Source organism: Cryobacterium sp. TS_SC_7 (assembly GCF_056156285.1).
The window spans coordinates 3159997-3180149 of the sequence record NZ_CM149589.1 but is presented as its reverse complement, the minus strand read 5'-3'; the positions used below and the strand labels follow the sequence as shown (position 1 = coordinate 3180149).

13 protein-coding genes and 1 pseudogene are annotated in these 20153 nt (G+C 70.4%); 6 read left to right on the top strand and 8 right to left on the bottom strand.

The annotated features are described in order from the left end of the window. Positions 1-46: 46 nt before the first annotated feature. The gene (locus tag AC0J5J_RS14605) at positions 47-1597 is read right to left on the bottom strand and encodes an SDR family oxidoreductase (RefSeq protein ID WP_474898662.1); all 1551 of its coding nucleotides are present in this window, start codon (positions 1595-1597) and stop codon (positions 47-49) included. Between the two features lie 122 nt (positions 1598-1719). Between AC0J5J_RS14605 and AC0J5J_RS14600 the strand changes: the two genes are divergently transcribed. Further along, positions 1720-2586 carry a TOMM precursor leader peptide-binding protein gene (locus AC0J5J_RS14600; protein WP_474898660.1) on the top strand — a complete coding sequence of 289 codons (867 nt, stop codon included), beginning with the start codon at positions 1720-1722 and terminating at the stop codon, positions 2584-2586. Here the strand turns inward: AC0J5J_RS14600 and AC0J5J_RS14595 are convergent. From AC0J5J_RS14595 to nudC, 4 genes are read right to left on the bottom strand one after another with little or no spacing between them, the layout of a single operon-like run. Then, on the bottom strand, positions 2579-3220 hold the full coding sequence (locus tag AC0J5J_RS14595; protein ID WP_474898659.1) for a nucleoside/nucleotide kinase family protein: 642 nt from the start codon (positions 3218-3220) through the stop codon (positions 2579-2581). The genes AC0J5J_RS14600 and AC0J5J_RS14595 overlap by 8 nt on opposite strands. An 11-nt stretch (positions 3221-3231) precedes the next feature. Next, the gene (locus AC0J5J_RS14590; protein WP_474898657.1) at positions 3232-3972 is read right to left on the bottom strand and encodes an SGNH/GDSL hydrolase family protein; all 741 of its coding nucleotides are present in this window, start codon (positions 3970-3972) and stop codon (positions 3232-3234) included. 26 nt (positions 3973-3998) lie between these two features. Beyond that, positions 3999-5714, bottom strand: a complete 1716-nt coding sequence (locus tag AC0J5J_RS14585; protein ID WP_134425707.1) for an ATP-dependent helicase — start codon at positions 5712-5714, stop codon at positions 3999-4001. Continuing rightward, the gene (gene nudC / locus AC0J5J_RS14580; RefSeq protein ID WP_474898655.1) at positions 5705-6673 is read right to left on the bottom strand and encodes an NAD(+) diphosphatase; all 969 of its coding nucleotides are present in this window, start codon (positions 6671-6673) and stop codon (positions 5705-5707) included. Before nudC ends, AC0J5J_RS14585 begins: the two co-directional genes overlap by 10 nt. A 90-nt stretch (positions 6674-6763) precedes the next feature. Here nudC and AC0J5J_RS14575 point away from each other — a divergent pair. Further along, positions 6764-7528, top strand: a pseudogene (locus AC0J5J_RS14575) (phosphotransferase); the annotation flags it as partial. 281 nt (positions 7529-7809) lie between these two features. Here AC0J5J_RS14575 and AC0J5J_RS14570 read toward each other — a convergent pair. Next, a complete protein-coding gene (locus tag AC0J5J_RS14570) occupies positions 7810-11292 on the bottom strand; it encodes a UvrD-helicase domain-containing protein (RefSeq protein WP_474898654.1) in 3483 nt (1160 codons plus the stop codon). Then, positions 11289-14627 carry an ATP-dependent helicase gene (locus AC0J5J_RS14565; protein ID WP_474898653.1) on the bottom strand — a complete coding sequence of 1113 codons (3339 nt, stop codon included), beginning with the start codon at positions 14625-14627 and terminating at the stop codon, positions 11289-11291. The genes AC0J5J_RS14570 and AC0J5J_RS14565 overlap by 4 nt, the downstream gene beginning before the upstream one ends. Before the next feature lie 98 nt (positions 14628-14725). Between AC0J5J_RS14565 and AC0J5J_RS14560 the strand changes: the two genes are divergently transcribed. Both AC0J5J_RS14560 and AC0J5J_RS14555 read left to right on the top strand, forming a co-directional pair. After that, complete coding sequence (locus tag AC0J5J_RS14560) at positions 14726-14950, top strand: DUF3107 domain-containing protein (protein ID WP_134362971.1); 225 nt, start codon at positions 14726-14728, stop codon at positions 14948-14950. A 6-nt stretch (positions 14951-14956) separates the two neighbouring features. Beyond that, positions 14957-15265, top strand: coding sequence for a hypothetical protein (locus tag AC0J5J_RS14555; RefSeq protein ID WP_474898651.1), 309 nt, complete (start codon positions 14957-14959; stop codon positions 15263-15265). A gap of 65 nt (positions 15266-15330) precedes the next feature. Here the strand turns inward: AC0J5J_RS14555 and AC0J5J_RS14550 are convergent, their stop codons facing one another. Continuing rightward, positions 15331-16044 (bottom strand): ferritin-like fold-containing protein, encoded by a 714-nt coding sequence (locus tag AC0J5J_RS14550; protein ID WP_134425713.1) that lies wholly within the window; start codon positions 16042-16044, stop codon positions 15331-15333. Between the two features lie 201 nt (positions 16045-16245). On the opposite strand from AC0J5J_RS14550, the gene AC0J5J_RS14545 reads away from it, so the two are divergent. Together AC0J5J_RS14545 and AC0J5J_RS14540 are read left to right on the top strand one after the other, a co-directional pair. Beyond that, a complete protein-coding gene (locus AC0J5J_RS14545) occupies positions 16246-17808 on the top strand; it encodes a DEAD/DEAH box helicase (RefSeq protein WP_474898649.1) in 1563 nt (520 codons plus the stop codon). A 246-nt stretch (positions 17809-18054) separates the two neighbouring features. After that, on the top strand, positions 18055-20091 hold the full coding sequence (locus AC0J5J_RS14540; RefSeq protein WP_474898647.1) for a glucose PTS transporter subunit IIA: 2037 nt from the start codon (positions 18055-18057) through the stop codon (positions 20089-20091). Positions 20092-20153 lie beyond the last annotated feature (62 nt).

The window sequence follows — 20153 nt, the reverse complement described above, 5'->3', positions numbered from 1 at the left end:
CGCGGGCGCCGGAGCTGCTAGGTGATCGAGGCCGATCCGGTGACGGTCAGGCGGCGCGGCCCACGACGGGCACGTCCGAAGCGGATGCCTCCCCGCCGGCCTCCGTCACGGCGGCCTCCGTCACGGCGGCTTCGCCGACGGCGGCCGCCGTGATCCGGTTGGCCATGCCGTTGAAGATGACGCCGTGGAACGGCAGGATCGCGAACCAGTAGAGCCGGCCGCCGAGACCCCGGGGGAAGAAGACCGCGCGCTGGCGGTAGACCGAGCCGCCGCCCTCCGCCGGATCCGCGGTCATTTCCAGCCAGGCCCGGCCGGGAACCCGCATTTCGGCGCGCAGGCGCAGGAACCGGCCGGTGTCGATGCGTTCGACCCGCCAGAAGTCCAACACGTCGCCGGTGTGCAGATGGTCGGGGTTGCGGCGGCCGCGGCGCAGGCCCACGCCGCCGACGAGCTTGTCCATCCACCCGCGGATGGCCCAGGCCAGCGGGAAGGAATACCAGCCGTTGTCGCCGCCGATGCTCTCGATCACGCGCCAGAGGTCCTCGGGCTTCGCAGCGGTGTGCTTCTCCTTGAGGTCGGTGTAGACGAGATGTCCGGCCCATTCCGGGTCGCTGGGCAGCGGGTTGCTCGACGCGCCCGCGATCGACGCGTTGCGCCAGCTGGTCTCCACATCGCCGTCGCGCATGCGGCCGAGGGCCAGGCGGACGGCGGTGCGGTACCCGGTCAGGCCCTCTTTCGGCTGAGGGATGTACTGGTCGATGTCCCGTTCGTGCACCACGCAGTCGTTTTGGAGGCTCGCGATGATCGGAACGGCCAGACTGCGCGGGATGGGGGTGACCAGGTTGACCCACTGCGATGCGAGCCAGGGGGTGAAGACGGGCAGGGAGGCGATGGGCCGCTGGCGCAGACCGGCCTCGAGCGCGTATCCGTTCATCATCTGGCCATAGCGCAGCACGTCGGGTCCGCCGATATCGAAGGTGCGGTTGACCTCGCCGGGAAGCTCCGCCGCCGCGACGAGGTAGTAGAGCACGTCGCGCACCGCGATGGGCTGGATCTTGTTGCGCACCCACTGCGGAGCCGGCATATACGGCAGCACATCGGTCAGGTGCCGGATCATCTCGAACGATGTGGAGCCGGATCCGATCACGACCCCTGCCTGCAGGGCGGCCGTGGGCACGCCGGACTCGAGCAGGATGCGGCCGACCTCGGCCCGGGAACGCAGGTGCTGGGAGAGCTCCTCGGTGTCGGGGTGCAGCCCGCCCAGGTAGACCATTCGGGAGACACCGGCCTCGGCGGCGGCCGTGGCCACGTTCGTCGCCGCCAGGCGTTCCGTGCTCTCGAAATCACCGCGCGTGCCCATCGAGTGCACGAGGTAGTAGAGAACGTCGATGCCGGCCACGGCGGACCGCACACTGGCCAGGTCGCCGAGGTCCCCCTCGGCCACCTCCACCTGCTCGACCCACGGGACATCCTTGAGCTTCTGCGGCGTGCGCACGAGCACGCGCACGTCGTAGCCGGCTTCCAGGAGCAGGGGAACCAGCCGGCCGCCGATATAGCCGGTGGCGCCGGTCACAAGTACACGTCGTTGCGTCGTCATAGCGAAAGCCTAGGGGCGGAGGCTGGACTGACGCCGAGGATCCGGCCGATCCGGCACCCTTCACGGCAGGAGGCTGTGGATGACTCGCGCGGGCCGGCGGGCGGGTGCGGCATCATCGCCGCATGACTCTTCGACTTGACCCGCGGCATCCGGTGGTCTGGCGTTCTCCCCGCAGCATCCAGATCGGCATCGACCACCCGCTCGTCGTGATCACAGCGATGAGCGACGGGCTCGAACGTGTGCTCGCCGCGCTGTCGGTCGGTGTGCCCCGCTCCGGCGCTCTCATGATCGGGCGGGAGGGCGGCGCCTCCGACGAGTCGATCCTGGGGCTGCTCCGCGCCCTGCGGCCCGCCCTGCTGGTGACCGGGGAGACCCTGCCGAGCCCGGCCCCGCTGCCGACGGAGCCCACCGAACCGGATGCCCCGCCCGCGGTCTGCGTGGACGGGACAGGGCCGACCGGAGCGCTGATCGGGTCGCTGCTCGGCACCCTGGGGCTGCGGTTGACCGGCGCCGACGACCCCGGCGCCGGCCTGGCCGTGATCGTGGGGCACTACGCGCTCGAACCGGAGCGGCACGGGCACTGGCTGCGCCGGGACGTGCCACACCTGCCCGTGGTCTTCAGCGACAGCGAGGTGCGCATCGGCCCTCTGGTCGAGCCGGGAGCGGGGCCGTGCCTCTCCTGCCTGGAGCTGGCCCACCTGGATTCCGACCCGTCCTGGGCGGCCATCGCCTGCCAGCTGCTCAGCCGGCAGGCCCCCACGGAGACCCCGCGAACCGCCCTCGATGTGGCCGCCCTCGTAGCCGGGATCGCCCAGGACCGGCTGCTGTTGGGACGCTCGACCCTTACCGAATCGGCGCTCGTCTTCGAGGGCGGCTCCGGGGTGCCCGCACGCCGGGACTACCGGCCGCACGAGCGGTGCGGCTGCCGCAGCGTGCCCGGCAACGTGACCGCGCTGCCCGGGGCCCGGCGCCCCGACCCGGTCAGCTGAGCCGGATCACGTGGTCGGCCAGCCCGCGGGTGCGTTCGATCAGCCGCGCGTTGGCCTCATCGGGGCCGAGCGCCCAGGCCTGAGCCTCGCCGGGCGTCTTGCCGTAGCGCTCGTGCCGGGCCACCAGCCGGCTGAGACGGATGCCCTGCTCCAGCCCCACGAACAGGGTCAGGTCGAGCAGCGGCCGGGCCGCGGCCCAGCCGCCCTCGTCGTGCAGCAGGTAGTTGCCCTCCACCACCACGAGGCTCCGCTCCCGGCCGATCCGAATGGCGCCGGGGGTCGCTTCTTCGATCCGCCGGTCGAACCCGGGTGCCGTGACGGTGCCCCGGGCCGCCCGGAGCCGCAGCAGCAGCGCCACGAACCCGTCGACGTCGAAGGTGTCGGGAGCTCCCATCCGATCGCGCCGGCCCAGCTCCACCAGGCGGGCCTGAGGCAGGTGGAAACCGTCCATCGAGACCAGCTGTGCGCGGTCGCCCAACCGGGCGACGAGGGCCTCCCCCACGGTCGACTTGCCCGATCCCGGGGCGCCGGCCAGGCCGACGAGGGTGCGCGGGCCGGCATCCGTCGCCCGCACGCGGTGTTCGACCGCCCGGACGACGGCGACGACCTCGTCGAGGGTGCGGAGCACGGCCATCGGGGCCGACCTCAGCCGGCCTGGCGGCGGAGGTCCAGTCCCGGCGCCGAGTCGAAGACGAACTCGGCCCAGAGCCGGTAGCCGAGCGCGCTCGGGTGGAACTCGTCGCTGGCGAAGAAACCGTCGACGTAGGGCGGCGGGGTCGGGATCGCGACGACCCCGTCGAGGCCGCCCACGGCCAGACGGGCACCGGTGTCGAGGCTCGCGGCGTGGCGGGCCAGGGTGGCGCGCAGCGGTTCCGGCAGCAGCGCGAAGCGGTCGAAGCGCGGCATCAGCGAAACGAGCACGGCCGCCTGCGGTTCCGCGGCCCGCAGGGCGAGCACGATCCGGCGCACATCCCGGGTGAATGCGGCGCGCGAGCGCAATCCCAGGGCGTCGTTGGCACCGATGGTCAGCAGGGCCAGGTCGAAGGGGACGGCCGCGGCATCCGTCAGGAAACGCTCGCGCACGTCCCGGGCCGTGGCGCCGTTCTCGCCGATCGCGCGCCAGGTGCTGCCGCGTCCCCAGCGCTCGGCCACCTCGTGCGCGATCCAGCCCGGCAGCGCCTCGGCCTGGGTCTCGGCGCCCACGCCGGCCGCGGTCGAGTCGCCGAGGACGAGAATGCGGAGCGGGTCGGGGCCGGGGCGGGCACCGCTCCACGGCAGGGCCGCGTCGGGCAGCCGGGGCGTGTCACGCCGCAGCCGCCGCGCCTGCGTCACGAGCAGCGGCGCGAACGGCACCGCGGCCAGGCGCGTGAACGGAAAAGTGGGCACGCCCCGAGGCTACCCCGCGCCCGGGGTCAGGCGCCGCGGGCACCGGGGGCGCGCACGCCGCGCGCGCCGATCTCGGTCAGGAAGCGGGAGCGCTCGCGGGGGCTGCGCTGCTGGTGCCCGGCCGCCGACCAGCTCAGGGACAGCCGCTTGCGCGCGCGGGTCACACCCACGTAGAGCAGGCGACGTTCCTCGTCGATCTGCTCGAAAGTGCCCGCGTAGCTGATCGGCACGAGCCCCTCGGACAGCCCGATCAGGAAGACGGCATCCCATTCGAGGCCCTTCGCTGAGTGCAGGGTGGCCAGCGTCACGGCGGACACCGTCGGCTCGTGCTGGCCCGCCTGACGCTCCATCAGCTCGTCGGTGAACTGGCGGAACGTGGTCTCCGGCGGGGCCTGGTCGACCAGGCCCATGATCGCGTTGAGCGACTCCCAGCGGTCACGCACCGCGCCCTGGGCCTCCGGTGCGCTCTGACTCCAGCCGAGCGAGCGCAGCACGTCGCTGACCGATTTGAACAGCGGTTCGCCGATGATCGACACGGATGCCGCGCGCAGCTGCATCACCGCCTGCTTGACCTCGGCCAGGTCGAAGAAACGCTTGGACCCGCGGATCTGGTAGCTCACGCCCACATCGCCGAGGGCGGTCTCGAGGAAAGCGGCCTGCACGTTCACGCGGAACAGCACGGCGATGTCCTCCGGGCGGGTGCCGGCCTCGATCAGTTCGACGATGTTCTGGGCGACGCCGCGGGCCTCCGCCATGTCGTTGGGGTACTCGCGCACGCCCGGTTCGGTGCCCGCTTCGCTGGCGTGGGCGCGCAGGGTGAGGGCGCCGGCGCGTCCGCGCATGAGTTGGTTGGCGGTCGCCACGATGGCCCCGGTCGACCGGTAGTTCTGCTCGAGGCGCACGACCGTGGCGTCCTCCCAGCGTTTGGGGAAGTCGAGCAGGTAGTCGCTGCGGGCGCCGGCGAAGGAGTAGATGGTCTGGCTGGCGTCGCCGACGACGCAGAGGTCGCGGCGCTCCCCCAGCCAGAGCGACAGCAGGTCGTGCTGCAGCGGGGAGACGTCCTGGTATTCGTCGACGACGAAGAAGCGGTACTGCTCGCGCACCTGCAGGGCGACCGACGGCTCGGCCTCGATCATGCCGGCCATGGCCAGCAGCACGTCCTCGAAGTCGATCTGCTTGCGGTCGTCCTTGAGGCGTTCGTAGGACTCCATCATGGCCAGCACCTGGTCCACCGTGAGCCGGCCGGGCAGGCTGCGCTTGGCGATGCCGGCCCCGTACGCCTCGATCCCGATTCCGGATGTCTTGCGCCACTCGATCTCCGCGGCCAGGTCCCGCAGGGTGGCCGTATCGAGCTTGAGCTTGAGGGTCTCGGCGGCGTGGCCGAGCAGACGGCCCTTGCCGTCGAGGATGCGGGGCGCCTGACCGCCGACCACGTGCGGCCAGAAGTAGTTCAGCTGGGACAGCGCCGCCGAGTGGAACGTGCGGGCGGCGACGCCGCCGGCCCCGAGCTGGCGCAGCCGGCCGCGCAGCTCCGCGGCGGCGCGCGCCGTGAAGGTGAGCGCCATCACCCGGTTCGGCGAGTACGCACCGGTCATCACGCCGTAGGCGATGCGGTGCGTGATGGCGCGGGTCTTGCCGGTGCCGGCGCCGGCGAGCATGCACACCGGGCCCACGAGCGCCTCGGCCGCCACCCGCTGCTGGTCGTCGAGGCCGGCCAGCAGGGAACCGGCGGTCAACGCCATCCGTGCACCTCGTCGGGACCGAAGTCGAGCGGTTCGCCGAGCCAGTGCTCGATGATCGCCCGGGCGATCGAGGAGCGGCCGGGCAGGATGATGGCGTCGCCCGAGGCGCGCAGCTCGTCGCGGCTGAACCAGCGCAGGTCGAGGATCTCCTCCCCGTCGGGGAGCAGGGCGGCCGGGGCCTGCCCGTCGGCGAGCCGGGCCGTGAAACCGAACATGATCGAGGCAGGGAACGGCCAGGGCTGGGAACCCAGGTAGACCGGGTCGGTCACGCGGAGACCGGATTCCTCGAGCATCTCCCGGATCACGGCGGCCTCGAGGGACTCCCCCGGTTCGACGAAGCCGGCCAGGAGCGAGTAGCGGTTGCCCTCCCAGAGCGCGTTCGAGCCGAGCAGGATACGGTCGTCGGCATCGGTGATCAGTACGATCACGGCCGGGTCGGTGCGGGGGAAGACCTGGCCGCCGCAGTCGGGGCAGCGCCTCGTCCAGCCGGCGTTCTCCACCACGGTGGCGGCGCCGCAGCGGGGGCAGTGGGCGTGGGAGGCGTGCCAGTTCACCACGCCGAGCGTCTCGGTGAACAGTCCCGCGTCGCGGTCCGACAGGGTGGTCGCCACGTGGCGGAGGGACGCCCAGCGGGACTCGTCCGGTTCGAGCTCCGCGGCCTGCTCGTCGCTCAGGACGGCCGCGATCAGCGCAGTGCCCACGGGTTCGGGAGCGCCGTCGGCCAGGGACCGGCCGAGGTAGAGGTGGAAGTCGGCGGCGGGGACCTGGTCGGGTGCGAGGAGGCAGAGGCGGGCGGGAGTGGCGGCCTCGATCAGGGCTGAGCCCTGCCGGAGTACCAGAACGCGAGTGCCGGCATCCGCCAGGAGGGAATCGAGCAGACCGGGTGTTGACCGGGCCTCGCCGTCGCGGTCGACCGCGTGGCGGGACAGCGGCAGACGGGAAGTGAAGGTGAACGACATGGTGCTCCTCGGGCTCAGGCAGACTGCCGAAGTTGTGTCGAGGCGTGGCGAACAACCGCGCCGAGGGGAAGTCGACCTAACCTAGAAGGTATGGTCAGATCCCCTCTCACTCTAGCCGCGCTGGCCACTGCCGCCGTTCCGGACCTCGACGTCGTGCAGGTGCGCCTGCACGGCTCCGCCGCACGCAGTCCCGGAGCCGTCGGGGCGTTCGATTCCGCCCTCCTGATCGACCGCGACGACCGTGCCCTGATCATCCGGGTTCCCACCTCGCAGGCCGCGGAGACGGAGCAGTCCGCCGATCTCGTGGCCCTGCGGGCCCTCACGGTCGGCAACCGCAGCCGGCTCCCCTTCGATGTGCCGCAGTTCGTGGGCCAGGCTCCCCTCAGCGGAACCCGGGCCGTCGTCTACGAGTTCCTGTCGGGTGATTCGTTCGATGTGGATGCCCTCACCGGCCACGCGGGCGTCTCCGGCTCGATCGGGCGCGCCATCGCCGCGGTGCACGGCCTGCCCACCGCCTTCGTCGGCACCGCCGGGCTGCCCCAGCAGAGCGCCCAGGAATGCCGCACCGGCACCATCGCCCTGCTCGACCGGGCGGCCGCCACCGGTTACCTGCCCGCCGCGCTGCTGCGCCGCTGGGAACAGGCCACCGACGACGACGCCCTCTGGCAGTTCGCGCCCTGCGTGGTGCACGGTTCGCTGTCGGCCGACTCGTTCCTGATCACCGAGGACTCCGTCTCGGCGGTACTCGGCTGGTCGGCGCTCAGCGTGGGCGATCCGGCCCGCGACCTGCACTGGCTGCTCGCCTCCCGCGGTGCGGCCGGCGAAGCCGCCGTCGCCGCCTACGCGTCCGCCCGCCAGGGCAACGACCCGCGGATCACCCAGCGCGCCATGCTGTACGCGGAGCTGGAGCTGGCCCGGTGGTTGCTGCACGGCACGGACACCCGCAACCAGGGCATCGTCGACGACGCCGTGGCGATGCTCGACGGCCTGGTCGACACCGTGCACCGGAGCGCCTCGCATCCTCTGTCACCGCCCACCGGCCCCATCCTCGACGTCGCCGGGGTGGAGAGCATGCTCGCGGCCACCCCGCGCGGCATCCCCCGCCGGGACACGGGCGGGGCCATGCACACCGACGCCTACAACCTGTCGGAGTTCGGCGGCGAGTTCGAGGACGACGACGCGACTGGTTCGGGCCCGGCTTCGTCTTCGTCTTCGTCTTCGTCTTCGTCTTCGTCTTCGTCTGACGATGTCAGCACCGGCGCGATCGGTACCGTCTTCGACGATTCCGCCGTCGATCGGACCGACGACCAGGCCCGCACCAGGTCGTCTTCGGAGTAGAGCCGGTCCGGGGCGACGATGGTGTCGTCCGCGACGAAGTAGAACACGGCGTCGACGATCTCCGGGTCGATGCCTCTCCAGCGTGCATAGGCGAGCCGGTACAGGGCGAGCTGGGTCTGCTTGAGCTCGAGGTCGGCGGAGTCCTTGGGTGCCCGGCCCGTCTTCCAATCGACCACCTGGTAGCCCGTCTCGGTGCGGTAGACCGCGTCGAGCTTGCAGACGAAGACCTGCCCGGCCAGAACGTGGTGGATCTCGATCTCGACCTCCTCGGGCTGCAGGGATCCCCACGGCGACTGTTCGAAGGTGTGTTGCAGCCGTTCGAGCTGCGCCTGCTCCAGCGGCTGATTCTGGTCGAGGTCCAGGTCGAACGCGTCGGCGTCCTGGTCGCCGAGGTCGAGCTCGTTCGCGCCCGCGTCGATCAGGTCACCGCCCGACGCCCCGCCGGCCCGCTGCTCCACCCAGGAATGGAACAGGGTGCCCAGCCGGGTGGCCCGGTACGGCCGTTCGGGCATGGGGCGGCGCAGCGCCGCCGCGACCCCGGCCGGGTCGTCGATGTAGTCCTTGAAGCGGGAGGCGGGGATGCGCGTGGGCAGCGGGGCGCTGCCCGCGCCCGCCAGGCGCAGCATCCGTTCCTTGAGCAGAAGCGTGACCGCGTGGGACCAGCGGGTGTCGCGCTCGGTCACCGCCTCGGCCTCGGCGCGCACCCGTTCGGCGGCCGCCTCCACGAGCGGGCGCCGGGCGCCGAGCGGGTCGAAGGGCCAGTGCTCGTCGACGCCCTCCCCGGCGTCCGGTTTCTCGTCGTGCTCGCTGCCGTCCGGCAGCGGGGTGATCAGCCCGGCCTCGGCGAGCTCGGCCAGATACCGGCTCGGGGTGCGCACCGTGCTGCCGCCGCCCCAGTACGAGCCGGTGAGCAGCAATTCCTGCTTCGCCCGGGTCGTGGCCACGTAGATCAGGCGGCGCTCCTCGTCGTCGTGGCGGGCGGCGAGCTGCTCCTTGTAGGCCTGGAACTCGGCGTCATAGGACAACTGGGTCTCATGCTCCTGCCAGACCAGCTCGGGCAGCTCGGCCCGGTCGCCGCGGAACGGATAGGGCAACTCGCCGAACTTCACCCAGCCGGCGCCTTCCCGGGTCTGCGCCGGCAGGCTCTTCTCGGTGAGGTTGGGGATGGCCACGTAGTCCCATTCGAGCCCCTTGGCCCCGTGGATGGTGAGCAGCTGCACGGTGCCCGTCTCCCCCATCTCGACCCGCGGACCCATGTCGTCGGCGCGTTCGGCCCGGCCCAACCAGCGCAGGAAGCTCGTCAGGCTGCCCACCTCGTCGCTGGAAAGGAAGGCGGAAACGGTGTCGTGGAAGGCGTAGAGGTTGGCCAGGCCCAGCGTGTTGGCCTCGTTGGCGACGAGCTCCACGTCGAGCAGGAGCTCCTGCTCGATCAGGCGCACGAAGTCGAGCAGCGGCAGGCCGGCTCGTGCGCGCAACCACGCCAGCTGGCGCCCGGCGGAACGCACCCGGTCGCGACCGGCGTCGCTGAAGCCCGCGAGCTGCCCGTGCGTCTCGGGGGCCGCGGCCACGAAATCGAGCGCGTCGACGAGCGATGCGCCCTCGTCGACGGCGACGGATGCCCGCATCTTCTCCTTGAGTTCCTGCGTCACCGCCTGCTGGGCCCAGTCGTGTGCCGCCAGCCAGCGCGCCACCGAGGCCAGGTGGGCCAGGTCGCGCGGTCCCACCCGGTAGCGCCCGCTGCCGAGCAGCCGCACGAGTTCGCTGCCGGCGGCCGGGTCGTGCACGACCCGGAGCACGCAGACCACGTCGGTGACCTCCGGGGTGGACAGAAGCCCGCCGAGGCCGAGAACATGGGCGCGCACGCCGCGTTCCCGCAGCACCTCGGCGAAGAACTCCATCTCGCGCCTGGCCCGGAAGAGCATCGCGCCGGATTTCTCACTTCCGGCGGTGAGGCGTTCGGCGAACCAGTCGGCCACAGCCCGGGCCTCCTCGGCACTGGTCTCGTACATCGACGCCTCGACCTGCCCGGCGGCCTTGCCGGCCGGAACCTTGAGAGTGTCGACCTGGATGCCGTCGGGCCGGGCCCGGAGCGCGTCGCTCAGCGGTGCCACCAGCGCGTTCGCGGCGTCGAGCACGGCGACCGGGTTGCGCCAGGTGTAGGAGAGGCTCATCGTCGGCGACTGCCGGTTGGAGAGGCCGGCGAAGCTCTGCGAGAAGCCCAGAAGGTTGGCCGAGCTGGCACCGCGCCAGCCGTAGATGGACTGGTGCGGGTCACCGACGGCCATCACGGGGTGCCGGTTGAAGAGGGTGTGCAGCAGTTCCGTCTGCAGCACGGAGGTGTCCTGGTATTCATCGAGCAGCACCACCCGGTACTGGTCGCGGTAGCGGGCGACGACCTGCTCCACCTTCTGGCAGACCTGCAGGGCCAGGGCCACCTGGTCGGAGAACTCGATCAGTCCGAGGCGGCGCTTCTCGCTGCTGTAGCGCTCGGCGAGTTCGAACAGCACGGGAAGCGGCGCGACCGCCGCGAGCGACTCGACGACGGAGGCATACGGGATCTTCTTGCGCGGGTTGCCGTAGGGCAGGTCCTGCAGATACGCGAAACCGGCGGCGAGGCCGGTCAGGTCGTGCGGCGCACTCGGAACGCCCGGAATGAAACGCGGGGGGTTCTCGGCGAGGGAACGGCTGAAGGCGAGCACGGCATCCGTCACCGCGTCGAGGTTCTTGCCGAACGGCACGAGGCGGCTGTCGCCGTGCTCGATGACCACCCGACGGGCGAGCAGCCAGGCGCTGGTCTCGCTGAGCAGCACCGATTCGGGCTCCCGCCCGAGCAGCAGGGCGTTGTCGGTGAACAGGCGGCTGGCGAACGAGTTGTACGTCGACACCGTCGGCGCGTTGAAGAGGTCGGACGAGTCGATCGTGACCGCGCCGGGCGCGGGCGCCGGGGGCCTGGGCAGCAGCCCCTTCGCGTCGAGCTGGTCGATGCGGTCACGGATGCGCTCGGCCAGTTCACCGGCGGCCTTGCGCGTGAAGGTGAGGCCGAGGATCTGGTCGGGCCGGGCGTGCCCGTTGGCGAGCAGCCAGAGCACCCGGTTCGCCATGGTCTCGGTCTTGCCGCTGCCGGCGCCGGCCACCACGAGGGTGGGGGCCAGCGGCGCCTCGATCACGGCCTGCTGTTCGTCGGTGGGCGGGAACATGCCGAGCGCCGCGGCGATCTGCAGGGCCGAGATCGGCGGAATCGCCGGGGCAGGGTCGAGCGCGGGAGTGACGGGCTGATTCATGAGCTGACCTGCTTGATGACGTGGATTCGGCAGGACCCGTGCGAGCGCGGGTCGAGGCAGTGGGAACTGATCTCGGCGAGGAAGGTGGCGCCGCCCATGCCGACGGCGTCGGTGCCGACCCGGGTTCGGAAGGCCGCGAGCTCCTCGGGTGTGAAGGTGGGCTGGGTGGGGTTGCGGTAGTTCTGCCTGACGGTGCCGCTGGACACGATCAGGAGCCGCGCGCCCGCGAGCGGAGTGCCGGCGGGGATGCCCTCGATCGCCCCCTCACTGAACGCGAGTTGGTAGGCGCCGAGCTGCGGATGTTCGACCACGCCGGCGTCGCTGATCGGGTCGCCGCGGCCGGTCTTCAGGTCGACGATGACCGCCCGCCCGTCACCGAGACGCTCGACCCGGTCGACCGTGCCGGAGAGCACGGCGCCGTCGACGTCGAGCTGGAAGGTACCTTCGGCACTGAGCAGGCTGCCGCCGCTGCGGTCGAAGTCGAGCAGGTAGGACGCGAGCCGGTCGGTGAGCGCGCGCGCCTCGACCTTCTGCACCCGGGACTGCCAGTCGGCATCGAATTGCAGCTCGTTCCAGCGCGCCTCGACCCCCTGCCAGAGTGCGTCGGGGTTATGCGTGGTGGCGTCTTCCATCACCTTGTGGATGATCGTGCCGAGGTTCGCCGCCGTGTTGGAGGTGCCGCCGCCGACCTGTCCGATCACCCAGTGCAGCGGGCAGGTTTCGAACGCCGCCATGCGGGACGGCGAGACCCGCACCGGGGCGTCGCCGGCCTCCGGGTCGTTGAGCGGGCGCACGGTGCTGGGTTCGTTCAGGCCGTACCACTGCTCGGGGGCGGCGCCGGCCACGTTCTCCCGGGCCAGGCGGGCCAGGGTCGCTGCGGCATCGGTCGCCCGGCTCGCGGTCTCGTCGCCGCCGCGGGTCGTCGCGGTGCCCCGGGTCAGGTCGCGCCGGAGCCGTCCCACCAGCCCGCGCAGGGACAGCGGGTAGCGGCTGGTGTCTCCGGGCTCGTGAACGGTGGCCGGAAGGGGCGCCGGCAGCAGCCGGAAGAAGACCGACGGCTGGTTCTCCTCGTTGTCGATGGCCGTCACGAGCAGTTCGGTGCGGGCCCGGCTGGCCGCCTGGGCGAACATCCGCAGCTCGTCGTGCAGCACGGCCGTGCGGGCACCGGCCTCCTCGGGGCGCCGGCCGGCGGCGAGCGCCGCCAGGTCGCCGGCCCCGAGCAACGAGCCACGGATGCGCAGGTCGGGCCACACGTTCTCCTGCACCCCGGCGATGACGACCACGTCGAACTCGCGGCCGATCAGGCCGCTCGGGGTGGACACGACGACCGCATCGCCGAGCGCCCGCGGCGCCAGGGTGTCTTCGGGCACATCGGTGTCGACCAGGTGCTCGAGGAACAGCACCGGCGGTGCGGCCGGGGTGCGCTCGACGTAGCGCTGCGCGGCGGAGAAGAGGGCCACCACGGCGTCGAGATTATGGTTGGCCTCGTCGGCGACGATGCCCGTGCCACTGGACTGCTCCTTCCATTCCCGGGCGAGGCCGCTGCGCTGCCAGAGACCCCAGAGCAGTTCCTCGATGGTGGCGCCGGCCGCGTATTCCACGGCGGCGCTCTTCAGGCTCTCCCCACAGCTGGCGGCCCGGCGGGCCGTGCGGTTGTCGATGGACGCCAGCAGACCCGGGTTGACGAGAGCCTCCACCAGGAGCTCATCGGCTGTGCGGCTGCGCACGGAGCTGTTCAGCTCCTGCTGGCTCAGCTCCTGTTGGCTGAGCTCCTGTTGGCTGAGCTCCTGTTGGCGCAGAGCGGCCCGCAGACGACGCAGGGTGATCGGGTCGAGGCCGCCGAGCGGACCGCGGAGCAGTTCGATCGCTTCCTCCGGGCCGAGCGGCTTGCGGCCCAGGGTCACCTCGAGCGCGAGGATGAACGCGCGCACCGCGTATTCCTCGCGCAGCGCGGTCTGTGCCGAGGACACCTGGGTGGGCACCTCGAGGGCGGCCAGGCCCTTGGACAGCGCGGGTACGAGCGAGCCGCTGCGCACGACGACGGCCATCTGGCCCCAGGGCACGCCGCCGATCACGTGCCGTTCGCGCAGCCGGCGCGCGACCTGCGCGAGCTGGTCGGCCGGACTGTCCGCCAGCACCGCCTGCACGGCACTCGACTCGGGCTCCTCGGACTCGGGCTCCACGGGCTCCTCGGACTCGGGCTCCTCGGACCGGCCAGGCTCGGCGGCCACGCCGGCGGCGAAGCGCTGGGTGCCGGCCGATGCCGCTCCGATCCGGTGCGTGATCTCGCGCACCACCCCACGGATGGCCGCCTCGTGCCGGTACACCGTGCCGAGCACGAGGGTGGGCAGCACGCCGCCGGACAGGTAGGAACCCAGCCGGCCGAGGGCATCCGGGTGGGCGCCGTGGAAGGATCCGGTGCTGATGTCGGGGTCGCCGAAGGCGATGACACTCACCCCGCGCGCGGCGAACTGCGCGAGCAGGGTGAGGTTGGCCTGGGTGAGTTCCTGCGCGTCATCGAGCACGATCAGGCGGAGGCCGCCGAGGGAGCCGAGCGCCGCGGTGCCGGCCGGGGCCCCGGCCACGATGGCCGCGGCGAACTGGGCCAGCTCGGTGGAATCGTACTGCCCGGGACGGGACTGGTCTTTCACGTCTTCGTAGCCGCGGATGAACTCGGCCGCGGCCACCCACTCCGGGCGCTGTTCGCGGTGTCCGAGGGCGGCCAGCGCGTCCGGGGTGACACCGTATTCCACGGCGCGCATCATCAGGTCCCGCAGCTGGGTGCGGAAGCCGCGCAGTCCCCGCACGTCGGCGCCCAGCGTGTCGGGCCAGTTCGGCGTCGTTGCCGGCACCCCGCCCTGCCGCGGGTCGGCCTGGTCCAGCCGATGCCCCTCGAGCAGCTCGGCGATGATCTGGTCCTGCTCGCCGCCGGTGAGCAGGGTGGGGGCAGCACCTCCCGAGCGGGCCACGCCATCCCGCACGATCTGAAAGGCGACGGAGTTCGCGGTGCGGGCCAGCGCGCCGTTGGTGGGAACGCCCAGGCGCAGCGCCAGCCGGTCGCGCAGGGCCGTTGCTCCCGTACGGGTGGGTACCAGGACCAGCACCTCGCTGGGCGAATACCCCTGGTTCAGCACGCACTCGGCCACGAGCTCGACCAGGGTGGTGGTCTTGCCGGTGCCTGGTGCGCCGATCACGGCGGCGCTGGCGGCGGTCCGGTTCGGGCTCGGTTCGTCGGGCGCGCCCGGCCCGGCAACCAGGTGCAGAACGGCGCGCTGGGAGTCGTCGAGGACGACCGAATCGGGGTCTGTACGGAGCGGGATTCCCAGGAGTGTCACGTTTTCAAAGCTAGCGGGTTGCGCCGACAGTGAACGGTGTCCGGCCCGTGGGCGGTTCTGTCGTAATCTGGGCGCTTAGGCAACGAAAGGCGCATCTGGTGGATATCCGCATTGGCATCTTCAATTCTCCCCGTGAGATTGGCTTCGAGACCTCACAGCCCGCGAACGAAGTCGAGGAGACGGTCGCTGCCGCCCTCGCCGGACAGACCGGGTACCTGAAGCTCTCCGACAGCAAGGGCAAGGTCTACATCGTCCCGACCATCGGGCTCGCGTACGTGGAGCTGGGCTCCGAGGAGTCCCGCCGCGTCGGCTTCGTCGCCTGACCCACCATGGAACTCCTCTTCATCGCCCTGGGCGGTGCGGTTCTGGGGCTCGCCGCGCGGTATTCCCTGCCCGGGCGTCAGACCCACGGCGCGATCCTGATGCCGGCCATCGGCACCATGGTCGCCTCCGTCGTCTGGGTGACGTTGACCTGGTTCGGCCTGGCCTGGAACGACGGCTGGATCTGGTGGGTCACCCTCGGGGCGACCGCACTGGTATCCGTCGCCGCAGACCTCTACCTCGGTCGCACGCGTGCCGCGGGTGACGAGCGGATGCTGCACGTCCTGATGCGCGACGGGCACCCGACCCGCGCCTGACCCGCGCTGCCTGACCTGAGCTGATCGAGGCGGCCGGTGCCTCGGCACCGGCCGCCGAGCTGCGGTCAGGCGGTCAGCCCGAGGCCGTCCATGCGTCGCGTGTGTGCGGCGATGATTTCGGTGAAGACCGGTTCGATGCGGGATTGATCGCTCGTGTGACCGTCCATCGGCAGTGCCGAGCGGGCCACCAGCAGGGTGTCTCCGACCAGGCGGCGTCCCCACAGGGCGAGGTGCGAGCCGAGGGCGGCGTCGGAACGGATGGCCGCTTTCAGGTGGGTGATGAGCACGTCGGTGCCGGCATCCTGCCCCAGCAGGTGTGCGACCCGCGGGCCCACGTCGCCGGGCAGCCCGTCGGACAGCCGGATGAAGAAGTCGTCGAGCAGTCCGCCGGCGAGGTAGCAGCTGAGCAGCAGCTCATTCCAGTCGGCGCCGGTCGTCTGGTGCCGGAACGCGTCGAGCCGGGGGGCGAACGGAGCCATCACCTCGGACGGCTCACCGCCGCGCCGACGAATTTCGGCGACCAGTCCCTGGTGTTTGGCGAGGGCCCGGCCGGCGGCGGCGCTCAGCCCCTCCTTGGCGGCCAGGTCGGGCGCGATGGAGGTCGCCCGGGCGATGTTCTCGAACATGCCGAGTTCGAAGTACGCCGCCTGGCCGAGATAGGTGAGTAGCTCCGGGACGAACCCGGAGATATCGACTTTGGTGGTCGACTGGCGTTCCCCCCGGGTCGATAGCCGGGGGGTTTCCACGCGCTGTGTGCGCCGCTCGGTCCACTTGATCACGGGCCTAGCTTAGGACAGGGCCGCGCCCGCACCCCGGGTTCCGGGTCCGCGGGGGCGAATCCGCCGTCTCAGGTGCGGTATAAGCCACTTCACAGGGCTGCCCGATAAGGTGGGACCACGCCATCGGCATGGATCGGTGGCCAGGTGCCCGAAGCCAAGACGGGCGCATCCCGCTTCCAGCTAATGACAAGGCAATAATTCGTGACTTTCTCCGAACTCAATATCGACCAGGACATGGTTCAGGCCCTCGCTGATAAAGGCATCATCGAGCCCTTCCCGATCCAGGTGCAGACCATCCCCCTCGCCCTCTCCGGCCAGGACATCATCGGCCAGGCCAAGACCGGCACCGGCAAGACCCTCGGCTTCGGTCTCCCGATCATCCAGCGCCTGGGCCTCGACCCCGCGCCGGGCGTGCAGGTTCTCGTTGTCGTTCCGACCCGCGAGCTGTGCGTGCAGGTCTCCGAAGACCTCGAGATGGCATCCTCCAACCGCAACACCAAAGTCGTCTCCATTTATGGCGGCAAGGCCTATGAGGGCCAGATCGAAGCCCTCAAGGCCGGAGCGCAGATCGTCGTCGGCACCCCCGGGCGCCTGCTCGACCTGGCCAGCCAGCGTCTGCTCAGCCTCGCCAACGTGAGCGAGATGGTGCTCGACGAGGCCGACAAGATGCTCGACCTCGGCTTCCTCGCCGACATCGAGAAGCTGTTCTCGCAGACTCCGTCCACCCGCCACACCATGCTGTTCTCGGCCACCATGCCGGGCCCGATCGTCGCCCTGGCGCGCCGGTTCATGAACCGGCCCATCCACATCCGTGCGACCGATCCCGATGAGGGCCTGATGCAGGCCAACATCGAACACCTCGTGTACCGCGCGCACAACATGGACAAGGACGAGGTGATCGGCCGCATCCTGATGGCCGAGGGCCGCGGCAAGACCGTGATCTTCACCCGCACGAAGCGGGCCGCCGCCAAGCTGGTCGAGGAACTCGGCGACCGTGGCTTCAACGCCACGGCCGTGCACGGAGACCTCAACCAGGAACAGCGTGAACGCGCCATGGCCTCCTTCAAGGCCGGCAAGAAAGACATCCTCATCGCGACGGATGTCGCCGCGCGAGGCATCGACGTCGACGACGTCACCCACGTGATCAACCACACCATCCCCGAAGACGAGAAGGCGTACCTGCACCGCGTCGGACGCACCGGCCGCGCGGGCAAGACCGGTATCGCCGTCACGTTCGTCGACTGGGACGACATGCACAAGTGGACGCTGATCAACACCGCGCTCGACTTCGGAACCCCGGTTCCGATGGAGACGTACTCGTCCTCGCCGCATCTCTACACCGACCTGAACATCCCGGCCGGGTCGAAGGGGCGCCTCCGTGCGTCGCCGATCCGTGAAACCGCGGCCTCCGCGGCACGCTCGGGTGGCGCAGGACGCACCGGTGGAGCCGGGCGCTCAGACTCCGGCCGTTCCGGCGGGGGCCGCACAGGTGGCGACTCCGCTCGCTCCGGCTCGGGTCGCTCCGGTTCCGGTCACTCCGACACCGCCCGCTCGGGCGCCGGCCACTCCGGCGATCAGGCCGGCAGCCGCCCGCCGCGGTCGCGCACCCGCGTCAGCCCGACCACCACCTCGGATGCCCCGATCGTCGCCCCCGCCGCCGGCACGCACGACGGCGGCGGCGCCGAACACCACGACGGCAACAGCGCCCCGCGCCGTCGCAGCCGCACGCGCCGCCACGCCCCGCAGGCCGGCACCCCCAGCTAGTCAGTCCCGGGTCAGTCCCGGCTCGAAAAGCGCCCCCGCTCCGGCGGGGGCGCTTTTCGTTTGCCCACGGGAACACCGGCAGCACCCCCGTAAAGTATGATTTTTTTTCGGACGTGGACAATAACCGTTATCGTTGCTAACGATCATTGAATATCGACACGATCCTCTCAGCCGGCCCCTCGGTTCGCGCTGACCTGCACCGAGCGGGAATGACATATTAAGCGTGAACACCATAAGGAGATCCAGGTGGCATCAAAACCTGCTGCAGACATAATTAAAAGTATTGGAGGGGCCGATAACATCGTCGGCCTCACCCACTGTGCCACCCGGCTGCGTTTCACCCTCAAGGACGCATCGGGAATCGATCAGGCGGCCGTCGAGGCCCTGCCGGTCGTGCTCGGCGCAGTTCCCCAGAGCGGAAACCGCTACCAGGTTGTCATCGGCGGAGCCGTTGAGACCGTATACAACGACATTATGGCGCTTCCCGCAATGAAGAAGCACGCCGGCGACCACCACACGGGCGATTCGGCCGCGGACATCAAGGCCGCGGAGCGTGCGAAGGGACCACGCGGAAAGTTCTCCGGACTGGACACCTTCTTCGAGATCCTGTCCGACTCCTTCCGACCGATCCTCGGCGCCCTGCTCGGCGCCTCCCTGTTCATCACGTTCATGGCTCTGATGGCCACGCTCGGGGTCATCCCATCCTGGAACGCACCGGGCGTCACGCTTGACCCGTCCTGGCAGTTCATCAACCTGATGTGGCAGGGCGTGTTCGTCTTCCTGCCGCTGATGGTCGCCTACAACGCGTCCAAGCGGCTCGGCGCCGACCCCTGGGTCGGTTTCGGCATCATGGCCGTCGTCATGCTTCCCGGCTTCAACGCTCTGGGTCTCACCGACGGCGCCGAGACCGTCTTCGGCGGCAAGGCAGCCGTTGTGCAGATCTTCGGGTTCCCGCTGACCGTGACCGACTACAGCTCGCAGGTGTTCCCGCCGCTGCTGATGGCGGTCGTGCTCGGCCTGCTGACCAAGTACCTGAAGAAGATCATCCCCTCCAGCGTCCAGCTGATCTTCGTGCCGTTCCTCAGCATGTTGATCATGATCCCGCTGACCGCCTTCCTGATCGGCCCGATCGGCGTGTACGGAGGAGCCGGACTCGGCAACTTCCTCAAGTCGATCAACGATTTCTCGCCGTTCATCTTCGCTGTCGTCATCCCGCTGGCCTACCCGTTCATGGTTCCGCTCGGACTGCACTGGCCGCTCAACGCGATCATGCTGCTCAACATCCAGTCCCTCGGCTACGACTTCATCCAGGGCCCCATGGGCGCCTGGAACTTCGCGTGCTTCGGAGCCACCGCCGGTGTTCTGTTCCTGTCGATCCGCGAAAAGGACCGCCTGATGAAGCAGACGGCAACCGGTGCTCTCGCGGCCGGCCTCCTGGGTGGTATTTCGGAACCCTCGCTCTACGGCATCCACCTGCGGTTCAAGCGCATCTACCCGCGGATGCTCGTGGGTTGCCTCGTCGGTGGTGTCATCATCGGCCTCGGCGGCGGCGTGAAGACCAGCGCGTTCGTCTTCACCTCGCTGCTGACCATCCCCGCGTTCGACAACATCCCGCTCTACGCGGGTGCCGTCGGCGCATCCTTCTTCACCGCGATGATCCTCGTGATCCTCTCCGGCTACAAGACGCCCGAGCAGAAGGCGGAATTCGCCGCTGCTCAGGCCACGGAAGCCGTCGCGGCCGACGAGGCAGCACCTGTCTCGACCCTCGCCGCCCCGGTTGCCGCTGGTGCAGCCGGCACCGGCACCGCGACCACCGTCGCCACGGTTCTGGCGACGATCGGTTCGCCCATCGCCGGCATCGTCGTTCCGCTCGCCGATGTTCCGGACCCCGTGTTCAGCAAGGGGATCGTCGGACTCGGCGTCGGGATCGACCCGACCGAGGACACCGTGTACGCACCTGGTGCGGGCAAGGTCCTCGTTGCCCAGCCGACCGGCCATGCCTTCGGGTTGCGGCTCGACAACGGGGTTGAACTGCTCATTCACGTGGGCATCGACACCGTGAACCTGGCCGGCAAGGGCTTCTCCGTCAAGGTCGCCGCCGGCGACCGTGTCGAGGCAGGCACCCCGCTGGTGACCTTCGACCGCTCGGTGATCGAGGCGGCCGGCTACTCGCTGATCACCCCGGTTCTCGTGACGAACCCGAAGAAGTTCGGTTCGGTCGACCAGGCAGCGTCAGGACATGTGACGGTCGGAAGCCCGCTCATCACGGTCGACGCCAAGTAAGACACACCGCATAGAGAAGGTGGGCAGAGAATCCTCTGCCCACCTTCTTCGTGTGTCGGGAG

Excerpts from the sequence above, each read along its gene's own strand:
- AC0J5J_RS14585 (WP_134425707.1), bottom strand. The coding sequence starts at position 5,714 with ATGGCGTTGACCGCCGGTTCCCTGCTGGCCGGCCTCGACGACCAGCAG.
- AC0J5J_RS14570 (WP_474898654.1), bottom strand. The coding sequence starts at position 11,292 with ATGAATCAGCCCGTCACTCCCGCGCTCGACCCTGCCCCGGCGATTCCG.
- AC0J5J_RS14600 (WP_474898660.1), top strand. The coding sequence starts at position 1,720 with ATGACTCTTCGACTTGACCCGCGGCATCCGGTGGTCTGGCGTTCTCCC.
- AC0J5J_RS14555 (WP_474898651.1), top strand. The coding sequence starts at position 14,957 with ATGGAACTCCTCTTCATCGCCCTGGGCGGTGCGGTTCTGGGGCTCGCC.
- AC0J5J_RS14605 (WP_474898662.1), bottom strand. The coding sequence starts at position 1,597 with ATGACGACGCAACGACGTGTACTTGTGACCGGCGCCACCGGCTATATC.
- AC0J5J_RS14595 (WP_474898659.1), bottom strand. The coding sequence starts at position 3,220 with ATGGCCGTGCTCCGCACCCTCGACGAGGTCGTCGCCGTCGTCCGGGCG.
- nudC (WP_474898655.1), bottom strand. The coding sequence starts at position 6,673 with ATGTCGTTCACCTTCACTTCCCGTCTGCCGCTGTCCCGCCACGCGGTC.